The organism is Burkholderia sp. 22088, from assembly GCF_052045915.1.
Taxonomy (GTDB): domain Bacteria; phylum Pseudomonadota; class Gammaproteobacteria; order Burkholderiales; family Burkholderiaceae; genus Burkholderia; species Burkholderia cepacia.
Window position 1 is genome coordinate 121,753 of sequence record NZ_JBQEPY010000006.1, and the last position, 12,315, is coordinate 134,067.

A 12,315-nucleotide genomic window follows, 5' to 3' on the forward strand; every position below is an offset into this window, starting at 1 on the left:
CGCGCGGCGGCGGCCACCCGTGAATGAGAATCTATCTCATTCACGCCCATGAGCCCGGTCGATTGCTTTAGGCGGCCGGTCAGTTGTTTTAGATTGCCGCGCTCTCCAGTTCGGCATCGTCGATCGCGTTCGACGATGCGCGAATGTCGCTCGGCGAAATGCCGTAGCGCTTGCGGAACGCGATCGAGAAATGCGCGGGGCTGTAGCCGACGCGGTACGCCACGGTCGACACGTTCGCGTCCTCCGCGCACAGCATCGCGTGCGCGGTCCGCAGCCGGTATTCCTGCAGGTACGCATACACGCTCGTGCCGAACACCTTGCGGAAGCCGGCCGTCAGCTTGCGCGAATTCATCCCCACCCGGCCCGCGAGCGCATCGAGCGTCGGCGGCTGCTGGAGCTCGCGCGTGAGGATGTCGCTCGCCGCGTACACGCGCTCGACGTCCGACGACGTGACGCGCACGTCGGCCGGCGCGAACTGCCGCTGCGTCGCCAGCAGCTGCGCGCTCAGCGCGGTCAGCTCGAACGCCTTGGCCTTCAGGTAGTACTCGCGCACCGCGCCCTCGAACGGGCACGTCGCGATCTGTACCGCGAGCGCCTGCAGCGCCTTCGATGCCGGGCAACTGACGATGCGCGGATCGCCGCCCGTCGGCGCGAGCATCTTCTCCGGCAACAGGCTCAGGTTGCGGTCGAGCGCATCGAGGCCGAGCTGCACGATCGTGTAGCGCAGCGGCACGTCGCGGTCGTAGATCTGGTGCGTCGTGAATTCGCCGTCGTTGGCGATCACGCACAGGCCCGGCCCCTTGATGCACTGCTCGGGCTGGCCCGGCACGCGGCAGCGCAACTGCCCGCTCTGCACGAGGACGAGCTTCAGCCCTTTTTCGAGCGGCTCCTCGTACCAGTCGCGGCTGTCCGAGCACAGCGTGCCGCTCATGAGTTTCATGCCCGCGTCGATGTGCACCACGCCCGGATGATTGCCGGGCACGAGCACCGGCGGGTGACGTCGTGACGAAGCGAAGGAGGTCGAGCTCATCGGAGGTCCGTTGGTTAGGCGGCACGCGCGGCCCGGCGCGCGCCGGCGGCAACCGGCCGATTCTCCGGCCGGGCCGGGCGGGCGCCGCGCGACAGGCGCCCGATCGAATGAAATTGCCGCGATATCGAAAGAAACGACGTTATCGCGGCACTTGTTACAAATGATAATACCTCTCATTTACATTTTTTGACAACTTGCCGGAACCCAAGGTCAGCGCATGCACTCTTCCCTTCCCTCCGTGGCGCCGGCCATCCCGGCCGACGCGCCCGACTGGCCCGACGACTTCGCGCACCGCTATCGCGACGCCGGCTACTGGCAGGACACGACGTTCTTCGAGGCGCTCGACGCGCAAGCGCAGCGCGCCCCCGACGCGCTCGCGGTCGTTGACGGCACCTGCCGGCTCGGCTATCGCGACCTGCTGGCGCGCATCCGCCAGCTTGCGGGCGGCCTCGCTCGTCTGGGCCTGGCGCGCGGCGACGCGGTCGTCGTCCATCTGCCGAACGGCGCACGCTTCATCGAGACCTGCTTCGCGCTGTTCCAGCTCGGGGTGCGGCCGGTGCTCGCGTTGCCTGCCCACCGGCACTACGAGATCGGCGCGTTCTGCCGCTTCGCCGGCGCGCGCGCGTATCTGTGCGCGGCACAACTCGGCGAGTTCGACTGCCGGCCGCTCGCGGCCGCGTTGCAGGCCGACTGCCCGACGCTCGAGCACGTCGTGATGGACGGCAACGATCACGCGTTCACACCATTCGACGCGCTGTACGACGCGCCGCCGCTGCGCGAATGCGCGGCACGCGGCGACGACATCGCGTGCTTCCAGCTGTCGGGCGGCACGACCGGCACGCCGAAGCTGATCCCGCGCCGCCATCGCGAATACCTGTACAACGTGCGTGCGTGCAGCGTCGCGAGCGGATTCGACGCCGGCACCGTCTATCTCGCCGCGCTGCCGATGGCGCACAACTTCACGCTGTGCTGCCCCGGCACGATCGGTGCGCTGCTCGCGGGCGGCCGCGTGGTCGCGACCGGGCGGCCCGAGCCCGAACAGAGCTTCGCGCTGATCGCGCAGGAACGCGTCACGCATACCGCGCTCGTGCCGCCGCTCGCGCTGCTGTGGCTCGACGAACAGCCGCAACGCCGGGCCGACCTGTCGAGCCTGCGCGTGCTGCAGGTCGGCGGCGCGCGGTTGATGGACCACGCGGCCGCGCGCGTGACGCCCGTGCTCGGCTGCCGGCTGCAACAGGTGTTCGGGATGGCCGAAGGGCTCATCTGCTGCACGCGGCTCGACGATTCGCCCGAACGGATCGCGCATACGCAGGGCCGACCCGTGTCGGACGGCGACGAAGTGCGCATCGTCGACGACGCCGGCGAACCGGTCGCACCCGGCGAGATCGGCGAGTTGCAGGTGCGCGGCCCGTACACGATACGCGGCTACTACCGGCTCGCCGAGCACAATGCAACCGCGTTCACGGCCGACGGCTTCTATCGCAGCGGCGACCGCGTGCGGCGCACCGCCGACGGCGACCTCGTCGTCGAAGGCCGCGACAAGGACCAGATCAATCGCGGCGGCGAGAAGGTCTCCGCCGAGGAAGTGGAGAACCTGCTGCTCGCGCACCCGCAGGTGCATGACGCGGCGGTGGTCGCGATGCCCGACCCGCTGCTCGGCGAGCGCACGTGCGCGTTCGTCGTCGCACGCGCACCCGCGCCGTCGAGGCTGGTACTGAAACGCTACCTGCGCGACTGCGGGCTCGCGGCCTTCAAGATTCCCGATCGCATCGAGTTCATGCCGCGCTTCCCGGAAACCGGCATCGGCAAGACCAGCAAGAAATCGCTGCGCGACCTGCTGCGCCGCCAGTTGCAGGCGGCGGCCGCATGAGCGCGCGCCCGACCGGTTCGAACTGGATCCGCGAGCTGCGCCTGTCGCCGTGCCCGCGCGCGCAGCTCGTGTGTTTCCCGCATGCAGGCGGCACCGCGAATTTCTTTCGCAACTGGAGCCGCGCGCTGCCATGGGACGTCGACCTGCTCGCGCTGCAGTATCCGGGCCGCGAGGAACGCTTCGGCGAACCGTGCCTGACGTCGATCGACGCCCTCGCCGGCCCCGCCGCCGACGCGCTGCAACGCTATGCGCACGCGCCGCTCGTGCTGTTCGGGCACAGCCTCGGCGCGGCGCTCGCGTACGAGGTGGCGGCGCGGCTCGAGGCGCGCGGCGCGGCACCGCTTTACCTGGCCGTATCCGCGTTGCCGCCGCCGCATCGTCAGCGCCTGTCCGATCTGCACCTGCAATCCGACGACGCGCTCGTGGCCGATGTCGCGCGGCTGTCCGGCGAGCACGCCGCGCTGCTCGCCGATCCGGAGATGCGCGCGATCTACCTGCCGATGATCCGCCACGACTACCGTGCGATCGAGACGTATCGCCGCGACCGGCCGCCGCGGCTCGACACGCCGCTCGGCGTGATGCTGCCGCTGGCCGATTCCGAGCTCGACGACGACGAAGCGCACGCGTGGCAGGACGTCGCGTCGCGCCCGATCCGCATCGAGACGTTCAGCGGCGACCACTTCTACCTGCGGCACCAGTACCCGGCGCTGATCGCGCATCTGGTCGAACGGATCGACCAATCCCTTCGTTACGGAAAGGAGTACACATGAAAACACCGGACGCCTGCACGGGGCTGCCCGACATTCGCGAAGCCATCGATCGCCTGGACGCCGACATCATCGACGCGCTCGGCCGGCGCATGCAATACGTGAAGGCCGCATCGCGCTTCAAGCCCGACGAAGCGAGCATCGCCGCGCCGGAACGCGTGGCCGCGATGCTGCCCGACCGGCGCCGCTGGGCCGAACAGGCGGGCCTCGACGGCGACTACGTCGAGACGCTGTTCGCCGGCCTGATCGCGTGGTACATCGCGCAGCAGACGCAGCACTGGCGCCGGCAACGGGGGCTCGCATGAACGCCGGCCTCCCGCTGCTGCACGACACGTTCGCCCGTGCGGCCCGCCGCGCCGCAGACACCGGCACGCCGACGCTCGCGTCGGTGTCGGTGCCGGTGCGGCCGCTCGACTTCTTCGACCTGATCGCCGCGTGGGACGACGGGGCCACGCCGTGGTTCTTCCACGAAGCCGGCGATGCATCCGTCACGCTGTTCGGCTGGGACAGTGCGCTCGAACTGACCGCCGCCGGCGACACGCGCTTCGCGCAAATCGATGCGCGCTGGCGCACGCTCGTTCGCGATGCCGTGACGGCCGGCCCGCAGCCGCCGCGCGCCGTCGGCGGCTTCCGGTTCGATCCGCGCGGCGCGCGCAGCGCGCACTGGGCGCCGTTTCCCGACGCCAGCATGACGGTGGCGACGCTGCTGATCGTGCGCGAAGGCGACGCGCACTGGGCCGTCTGCCAGCACGTCGTCGCCGCGCACGACGATCCGGCCGCGCTCGCGCATGCGTGTCTCGCGCGCATCGAGTCGCTCGGCACGCTCGCGGCCGCCCGCGACGACGCTGCACCGCATCTGCTGCACACGCAGGCGCTGCAGGCGAGCGAATGGCAGCACGAAGTCCGGCGCGCGGTGGACGCGATCCACGGCGGCGCGTTCGGCAAGGTCGTGCTCGCGCGCGACGTGCTCGAACAATACGCGCGGCCCATTGCCATCGCGCCGCTGCTGCGCCGGCTGCGCACGCGCGACGCGCACGCGCACCTGTTCGCGGTCCGCCGTGAAGGCGCCTGCTTCGTCGGCGCCACGCCGGAACGGCTCGCGCGTGTCGCGGCCGGCGACGTGCGCACGCATGCGCTGGCCGGGACGATCCGGCGCGGCGCCACGCCCGACGACGATCGCGCACTCGGCGCGGCCCTGATGGCTTCCGCCAAGGAGCGGCTCGAACACGCGCTCGTCGTCGACGCGATCCGCGCCGCGCTCACGCCGCTGTCGCACGCGCTCGACGTGCCCCCGGAACCGTCGCTGCACCGGCTGCCGAGGCTGCAGCACCTGAGCACGCCGATCCGCGCGACGCTGAACGCGGACGCGACGCTCTTGCAGGTCATCGCGGCGCTGCACCCGACGCCGGCGGTGGCCGGCCATCCGCGCGACGCGGCGCTCGACCACATCCGCGCGCATGAAGGATTCGATCGCGGCTGGTATGCGGCGCCCGTCGGCTGGATCGACGCGCACGGCAACGGCGACTTCATCGTCGCGCTGCGCTCCGCGCTGGTCGAAGGCGGGGCCTGCCGGCTGTTCGCGGGCTGCGGCATCGTCGCCGATTCCGAGCCGGTCAACGAATATCAGGAGACCGAACTCAAGCTGTCGGGCATGCAGGCGGCGATCCGCGTGCGTGATGTGGAGGCGGGGGTGGAGGCGGCACCGGATGCGCATGACCCGGCACGGGTGTCGGCTTCGTCGACGGTCGAGTGACGCCGCGGCGCGGCGGCCGCGCGCATCACAACAGCGGCAGCGTGAGCCGGATATGTTCGGCGAACGCCGCCGTCAGATGCGACGGCCGCTTGCGATCGAACTTCAGCGTAATGCCCACGGCAGGCAACGGCGGCAGGCGCGGATCGCCGGTGACGATCGCCAGGTCGGCCGGTACCGCCGTCTGCGTCATCACCGCGAACGCCTGCCCCGAACGCACCAGCGCGATCAACCCCGCGAGACTGCTGCTCGCGTAGGCGACGCGGTAATGCCGGCCGGCGCGCTCCAGCGCCTCGCAGGCCGCGATGTGGTCGAGCGTGTCGCGATCGGACAACGCGAGCGGCAGCGGATCGAAATGCCCGGGTTCCAGCCCCGGATAGCCGATCCAGACCAGTTGCTCCCGGCGAATGATGTCGTCGTTCGCGCCGTCGTCCGGCAATGAAATCATCGCCAGGTCGACCGCGCGTTTCTCCAGTTGTTCGACGAGCCGCGGCGTCGGCCCGCACACGACCTCGACGATCGCCTGCGGATGCTGGCTCGAAAACTGCCGCAGCAGCGACGGCAGCCACACCTCCGCGTAGTCGTCCGGGCACCCGAAGCGGATCGTCCCCGACAACCCCGTGCCGCACAGGTCGGCCATTGCTTCGTCGTGCAGCCGCAGGATGCGCTGCGCATGCACGAGCAGCCGCTCGCCCGGATGGGTCAGCACCACGCCGCGCCCGGTGCGCTGGAACAGCGGCTGGTCGACGGCCTCCTCGAGCCGCTTCATCTGCTGGCTGAGCGCGGACTGGGTGCGGCCGACACGCGCGGCCGCGCGGCTGAGCGCACGCACCTCCGCGATCACGACGAACGAGCGCAGCAGGTCGATTTCAAGCGAAAGCCCCAAGGTATTAGCTCCTTTTCTACCTTGCATAAGAACTATTCGTTTCCATCAAACCAGACGCACGCCTAGACTGCAAGCGCCGCCTGCCCTTTTACCCGGAGATGCCCGATGTCCCTGAACGACGACCCGACCTTCTGGCGCAACGCCAGACAGCACCTGGTCCGCTACGGCGGCACGTTCGAGCCGATGATTATCGAGCGCGCGAAAGGCAGCTTCGTCTACGACGCCGACGGCCGCGCGATCCTCGATTTCACGTCGGGGCAGATGAGCGCGGTGCTCGGCCACAGCCATCCGGAGATCGTCTCCGTGATCGGCGAATACGCGGGCAAGCTCGACCATCTGTTCAGCGGGATGCTGTCGCGGCCGGTCGTCGACCTCGCGACGCGCCTCGCCGACATCACGCCCGACGGGCTCGATCGCGCGCTGCTGCTCAGCACCGGCGCGGAATCGAACGAAGCGGCGATCCGGATGGCGAAGCTCGTCACCGGCAAGTACGAGATCGTCGGCTTCGCGCAGTCGTGGCACGGGATGACGGGCGCCGCCGCATCGGCCACGTACAGCGCCGGCCGCAAGGGCGTCGGCCCGGCCGCCGTCGGCTCGTTCGCGATTCCCGCACCGTTCACCTACCGGCCGCGCTTCGAGCGCAACGGCACGTACGACTATCTCGCCGAACTCGACTACGCGTTCGACCTGCTCGACCGCCAGTCGTGCGGCAACCTCGCCGCGTTCATCGCGGAGCCGATCCTCAGTTCGGGCGGGATCATCGAGCTGCCGGAAGGCTATATGGCGGCGCTCAAGCGCAAGTGCGAGGAACGCGGGATGCTGCTGATCCTCGACGAAGCGCAGACGGGCGTCGGGCGCACCGGCACGATGTTCGCGTGCCAGCGCGACGGCGTGACGCCCGACATCCTGACGCTGTCGAAGACGCTCGGCGCCGGGCTGCCGCTCGCGGCCATGGTGACGTCCGCGGCGATCGAGGAACGCGCGCACGAACTCGGCTACCTGTTCTACACGACGCACGTGTCGGACCCGCTGCCGGCGGCCGTCGGCCTGCGCGTGCTCGACGTGGTGCAGCGCGACGGGCTCGTCGCTCGGGCGAACGTGATGGGCGACCGGCTCAGGCGCGGCCTGCTCGACCTGATGGAGCGTTTCGACTGCATCGGCGACGTGCGCGGACGCGGGCTGCTGCTCGGTGTCGAGATCGTCAAGGATCGCCGGACGAAGGAACCGGCGGACGGGCTCGGCGCGAAGATCACGCGCGAATGCATGAACCTCGGGCTCAGCATGAACATCGTGCAGTTGCCCGGCATGGGCGGCGTGTTCCGGATCGCGCCGCCGCTGACCGTCAGCGAGGAAGAGATCGACCTCGGCCTGGCGCTGCTGGGGCAGGCGATCGAACGGGCGTTGTGACGGCGCGCGGTAACGCCCTTCCCCGCACCACGCAATCCGTCGCGCCGGCTCGACCGACCGGCGCGACGAATTTCCGATCGATCAACGCGCCTCGGCCGCCCACGCTTCGGCATCCGCGCCGGCCGGAATGCGCATCGGGCTCGACGGATCGGTCGCCGCGCGCCACACGGCTTCGGCGACGTCCTGCGCATGGGTGATCGGCCCCGATGCATCGAGCATCCGCGCGACGGCCTTCCCGACAAACTCCGCATACGCGTCGTGTTCGAAGCCATGCATGTGCGCGCGCGCGTTGTCGCCGAAACGCGTGTCCGGCGCCCGGCCCGGCAGCACCAGATGCGCGCGCACGCCGAACGGTTCGAGTTCGACCGCCATCGATTCGGTGTACGCATTGACTGCCGCCTTGCTCGCGCGATACGCGCCGACCAGCGGCAACGCCTTCAGCGTGACGCTCGACGTGACGTTCACGACCACCCCGGCCCCGCGCTCGCGAAACTGCGGCAGCACGGCCTGCGTGACTGCGATCGTGCCGAGCGTGTTGGTCTCGAACAGCGCACGCACCGTATCGAACGGCATGAGCTCGGCCGGCGCGGCCGCGCCGAAACCCGCGTTGTTGACGAGCACGTCGATCGGGCCCGCCGCGTCGATCGCGGCACGGATGCTGTCCGCGTTCGTCACGTCGAGCGCCAGCACGCGCAGGTGCGCCGAAGGCGGCAGCACGGCCGCGTCCGGCGTGCGCATCGTCGCGACGACCTGCCAGTCGCGTGCGAGGAAATGGCGGGCGATCTCGAGGCCGAAGCCGGAGGAACAGCCGGTGATCAGTACGGTCTTCATGCGAACTCCTGAGGTGTGTTGGGCATGTGTCCGTACGATAGATGGCCGGATCCGTATTCGCTACAATCGGAAATCCGATTTTCTTTTGCGAGCGTCCGACAATGATCGACCCACTGACCGAAGTCGTGACGCTGCTGCAACCGGGCGCGCGGTACTCCAAGTCCGTTCACGGTGCGAGCCCGTGGTCGATCAGCCGCACGGTCGCAGGCGAGCCGTTCTATTGCGCGATCCTCGATGGCGGGTGCCGGATCGCGATCGACGGGCACGCGCCGATCGAACTGCTGCCCGGCGATTTCGTGCTGATTCCGGCCGCCTACGGCGTCGCGATGTCGAGCCTCGAACCGCCGCCGCCGGGCGTCGAAACCGCGCCGCCGGTCGCGCTCGACAACGGCGAATACCGGATCGGCGATCCGGGCAACCCGGTCGACACGCGGATGATGGCCGGCAACTGCAGCTTCGGTTCACCCGACGCGGCACTGCTGGTGTCGCTGCTGCCGCAATTCGTGCACGTGCGCGGCGAACCGCGGTTGACCACGCTCGTGCAACTGGTTCGCGACGAATCGCGCGCACAGCGGCCCGCGCGCGAAATCGTGCTGGCGCGGCTGCTGGAGGTGCTGCTGATCGAGGCGCTGCGGTTCACGACCGACACGAACGCGTCGCCCGGCCTCATGCGCGGGCTGGCCGACAACCGGCTCGCGGCCGCGCTCCGCGGGATGCACGAACGCCCCGCGCATCCGTGGACGGTCGTCGAACTCGCGAAGGAAGCGGCACTGTCGCGCTCGACTTTCTTCGAACGCTTCAACCGCGCGGTCGGCGTCGCGCCGATGGAATACCTGCTCACGTGGCGCATGGCGCTCGCGAAGAACCTGCTCCGGCGCAATGAAGGCCGCATCGCCGAGATCGCGGGGCGCGTTGGCTACAGTTCGGCGAGCACGTTCACGGTCGCGTTCACGCGCCACGTCGGGCGGCCGCCGGCGCAATACGCGCGGGACGAACAGGCGGCGGCGAACGACGCGTGAGCGGGCGGCATCGGCGTACACTGCAGGACACGTCACGACGCGGCACGAAACGAGCGATGGAGATGGACACGGCGACGAACGGCAGCGACGCACCCGACCACTGGCTCATCGCTCGGCGCGATGCGGACACCGGCATCGAAAGCCTGCATGCGCATTTCAGCGGCCATGCATACGATGCGCACGATCACGACGACATGCTGGTCGGCTTCACCGAACAGGGCGTGCAGCAATTCCAGTGCCACCGGTCGGTGCATACGAGCGTGCCGGGCCGTGCGATCCTGATCGAGCCGGGCGCGCTGCACGATGGCCACGCGCCCGAAGCGGGCGGCTTCACGTATGGAATGCTGTACCTCCCGCAGGCATGGGTCGAGCGAGCGGCACGCCGGCTGGATCTGCCGGGCCTCGGCGGCGTCGAAGCCGCGTTCGGCCACACGCTGGTCGACGATCGCGGCCTCGTCGACACGATCCGGCAGGCGTTCGTCGCGCTCCACGGCAACGAGGGCAAGCTCGCACGCGACCAGGCGCTCGACCGCCTGCTGACGCGGCTCGGCGGCGAATTGCGCGCCCCGCTCGCGACCGGCGGCAATGCCGTCGCGCCCGCGATTGCCCGCGCGCGCGATCTGCTGCATGCGCGCATGAGCGACGATATCGGCCTCGACGCACTCGTCGATCTCACCGGAATCGACCGGTTCCGGCTGACGCGGCTGTTCCAGCGCGCGTACGGCACGTCGCCGCACGCGTACCTGGTGCGCTTGCGGCTACGCGCCGCGCGCCGCCTGCTGGCCACCGGCCGCACACCCGCGCAGGTCGCGGCCGACGTCGGCTTCGCCGACCAGAGCCACCTCGGCCGCTGGTTCCGCCGCGCATACCGGATCACGCCGGCTGCGTACCGGCAAATGTGCACAAACGTTCCAGACTGATCCCACGCGGCATCCGATCATGTGCGCTTCAACGAGGAGCAATCATGTTCGATACCAAGGTGGCGCTGATCGTGCGCGACGATCTCGCGGCGTGGCAGAAACTCAATGTCGTCGCGTTTCTCGCGACGGGCGTCGCGGCTGAAGCGCCCGAAGCGCTCGGCGAGCCTTACGAGGATGCGGCGGGACGCCGCTACGGCCGCATGCTGGGCCAGCCGATGCTGGTGTTCGCGGCCGATTTGAACGGCCTGCAGGCCGCGCATCGGCAGGCGCTGTCGCGCGAACTCACGATCGTGCCCTACGTACACGCGATGTTTTCGACCGGGCACGACGCGGCCAACCGCGAAGTCTTTCGTGCCGGCGATGCGGAGCATCCCGACCTCGTCGGGCTGGCGTTGCGCGGGCCGAAGAAAGCAGTCGACAAGGCCGTGAAGGGGCTGGCATTGCATACGTGATGCATCGGCGTTTCGAGTTGGCGATTCGACACGGTAACGGCTACTGCGCGGCCAGCAACTCCGGCTTGTTCCCGTCGATCCACGCCTTTACGTCAATCAGGAGCGCCGTCGCACTATCGAAACACTCGCGAACCGCTGACGCCTGAACCACATCCCCGGAGTAATCGGACAGGTTGCGCTGCTTGCGCAGCGCGTCCAGTACGATCATGCGCTCGACCGGCAAACCGATTGTCTGTGGAAGCGTCTGGATCGCCGTCTGGTGGTGCCCCGGCCGGCTCGTCAACGTACGAAAACCGTTCGCGTGCAACGCCAGCATCGCGAGTTGCATGATCGCCTTGTACGCCGCATCAAAGCGGTTTTCGTTACTCAATGCCGCGATTTGCGCATCCGCCAGATTTCGTTCCGCCGCAGCCAGCAGGCGCGTCGCTTGTTCCCGGTCCGGCCGGATTGCATCAAGACTAACGCCGAGCAAGTTCTGCAAGGTCATGGTCGCTACCAATCAAGAAAATCTTGGGTTTTCCAAGCACGTCCCGTAAAAATGCGTCCTGCCCGGCGACGCCCTCACGAAACTCGTCCGCCGACAGCACCTTGGGATTGATGTCCCGCCCCAACGTAGCCTGCGCATCGTAGAACAGCCGGACCACCGTTGCAAAGCCGACCGAGCCGATCACCATCACATCGACGTCACTGTCCGCCGTCTCCTGGCCGCGCGCGACGGAACCGAACACGAACGCCACACGGATTTCCTCGGCGCAGGGCAACAGCGCTTCGGATAGCACATCAGCCATACCCGAGGTCTTTCGCATGATCGAAGCCAGTTCCTCGTAGATCGGACAACTTCGATTGGCACGATAGAGCACCTGATTGCCCTGCCGATCCCGGCTCAGGATGCCGGCTTCGGCCAGCTTGCTCAGTTCCTTGTGCAGCGTACCGGGCGTCGTGCCCGTCAAACGGGCGATTTCGCGGACGTGCAACGCCTGATCGGGCCGCAACAGGAGCAGGCCCAGCGCGCGGCGACGATAGTCACCAAACAGGGTCGAGGCAATGGATCGCAGCATGATTGACTACGATTGTAGCTCAATTGGCTACAAGGCATAGTCCGAGTTGCCGATTGTGTGCCGATCCAGGCCGATTACCGAAATGTAGCCAATTTGACTACGATCGGAGCGAAATTGGCTACATCCATCCCGCGATCAGCATGCAATCCATCACGTCAAAGTGCTACCGGACACGACGCTGCCAACCGCGAAGTCTTTCGTGCCGGCGATGCGGAGCATCCCGACCTCGTCGGGCTGGCGTTGCGCGGGCCGAAAAAGGCGGTCGACAAGGCCGTGAAGGGGTTGGCTTTGCACACGTGAACCCGAGCCGCCCCCGCATCCCGTA

At 68.6% G+C, this 12,315-nt stretch carries 13 protein-coding genes and 1 pseudogene; 9 read left to right on the forward strand and 5 right to left on the reverse strand.

What is annotated here, in order from left to right:
• Positions 1-88: 88 nt before the first annotated feature.
• Entirely contained in the window at positions 89-1,030 is a 942-nt protein-coding gene (locus ACTJLD_RS13335) for a helix-turn-helix transcriptional regulator (RefSeq protein WP_021163802.1), read from the reverse strand.
• 217 nt (positions 1,031-1,247) lie between these two features.
• Between ACTJLD_RS13335 and ACTJLD_RS13340 the strand changes: the two genes are divergently transcribed.
• The 4 genes from ACTJLD_RS13340 to ACTJLD_RS13355 are packed head-to-tail and all read left to right on the forward strand — an operon-like array spanning position 1,248 to position 5,420.
• Positions 1,248-2,900, forward strand: a complete 1,653-nt coding sequence (locus ACTJLD_RS13340; RefSeq protein ID WP_440658985.1) for a (2,3-dihydroxybenzoyl)adenylate synthase — start codon at positions 1,248-1,250, stop codon at positions 2,898-2,900.
• The gene (locus ACTJLD_RS13345) at positions 2,897-3,670 is read left to right on the forward strand and encodes a thioesterase II family protein (RefSeq protein ID WP_060206586.1); all 774 of its coding nucleotides are present in this window, start codon (positions 2,897-2,899) and stop codon (positions 3,668-3,670) included. The genes ACTJLD_RS13340 and ACTJLD_RS13345 overlap by 4 nt, the downstream gene beginning before the upstream one ends.
• Positions 3,667-3,972 (forward strand): isochorismate lyase, encoded by a 306-nt coding sequence (locus ACTJLD_RS13350; RefSeq protein WP_021163799.1) that lies wholly within the window; start codon positions 3,667-3,669, stop codon positions 3,970-3,972. Before ACTJLD_RS13345 ends, ACTJLD_RS13350 begins: the two co-directional genes overlap by 4 nt.
• Positions 3,969-5,420, forward strand: a complete 1,452-nt coding sequence (locus tag ACTJLD_RS13355; protein ID WP_440658987.1) for an isochorismate synthase — start codon at positions 3,969-3,971, stop codon at positions 5,418-5,420. Before ACTJLD_RS13350 ends, ACTJLD_RS13355 begins: the two co-directional genes overlap by 4 nt.
• Positions 5,421-5,445: 25 nt before the next feature.
• Here ACTJLD_RS13355 and ACTJLD_RS13360 read toward each other — a convergent pair whose 3' ends face one another.
• Entirely contained in the window at positions 5,446-6,330 is an 885-nt protein-coding gene (locus tag ACTJLD_RS13360) for a LysR family transcriptional regulator (RefSeq protein WP_081064767.1), read from the reverse strand.
• A 78-nt stretch (positions 6,331-6,408) separates the two neighbouring features.
• Between ACTJLD_RS13360 and ACTJLD_RS13365 the strand changes: the two genes are divergently transcribed.
• Positions 6,409-7,710, forward strand: a complete 1,302-nt coding sequence (locus tag ACTJLD_RS13365) for an aspartate aminotransferase family protein (RefSeq protein ID WP_440658988.1) — start codon at positions 6,409-6,411, stop codon at positions 7,708-7,710.
• A gap of 81 nt (positions 7,711-7,791) precedes the next feature.
• On the opposite strand, the gene ACTJLD_RS13370 is transcribed toward ACTJLD_RS13365, so the two are convergent.
• Positions 7,792-8,541, reverse strand: a complete 750-nt coding sequence (locus tag ACTJLD_RS13370; protein WP_059698358.1) for an SDR family oxidoreductase — start codon at positions 8,539-8,541, stop codon at positions 7,792-7,794.
• A gap of 41 nt (positions 8,542-8,582) precedes the next feature.
• Here ACTJLD_RS13370 and ACTJLD_RS13375 point away from each other — a divergent pair, with 41 nt between their 5' ends.
• The 3 genes from ACTJLD_RS13375 to ACTJLD_RS13385 all read left to right on the forward strand — a co-directional run bounded on the left by ACTJLD_RS13375 (position 8,583) and on the right by ACTJLD_RS13385 (position 10,932).
• Positions 8,583-9,560: an AraC family transcriptional regulator gene (locus tag ACTJLD_RS13375; protein WP_175854262.1), complete on the forward strand. Its 978-nt coding sequence runs from the start codon at positions 8,583-8,585 to the stop codon at positions 9,558-9,560.
• Between the two features lie 62 nt (positions 9,561-9,622).
• Positions 9,623-10,480: an AraC family transcriptional regulator gene (locus ACTJLD_RS13380; RefSeq protein ID WP_440659145.1), complete on the forward strand. Its 858-nt coding sequence runs from the start codon at positions 9,623-9,625 to the stop codon at positions 10,478-10,480.
• 44 nt (positions 10,481-10,524) lie between these two features.
• Positions 10,525-10,932: a DUF2000 domain-containing protein gene (locus tag ACTJLD_RS13385; RefSeq protein WP_021161420.1), complete on the forward strand. Its 408-nt coding sequence runs from the start codon at positions 10,525-10,527 to the stop codon at positions 10,930-10,932.
• Between the two features lie 40 nt (positions 10,933-10,972).
• Here ACTJLD_RS13385 and ACTJLD_RS13390 read toward each other — a convergent pair whose 3' ends face one another.
• On the reverse strand, positions 10,973-11,419 hold the full coding sequence (locus ACTJLD_RS13390) for a hypothetical protein (protein ID WP_027789666.1): 447 nt from the start codon (positions 11,417-11,419) through the stop codon (positions 10,973-10,975).
• The gene (locus tag ACTJLD_RS13395) at positions 11,391-11,990 is read right to left on the reverse strand and encodes a nucleotidyltransferase domain-containing protein (protein ID WP_027789667.1); all 600 of its coding nucleotides are present in this window, start codon (positions 11,988-11,990) and stop codon (positions 11,391-11,393) included. The genes ACTJLD_RS13390 and ACTJLD_RS13395 overlap by 29 nt, the downstream gene beginning before the upstream one ends.
• Before the next feature lie 162 nt (positions 11,991-12,152).
• Here ACTJLD_RS13395 and ACTJLD_RS13400 point away from each other — a divergent pair.
• A pseudogene (locus ACTJLD_RS13400) lies at positions 12,153-12,290 on the forward strand (DUF2000 family protein); the annotation flags it as partial.
• Positions 12,291-12,315 lie beyond the last annotated feature (25 nt).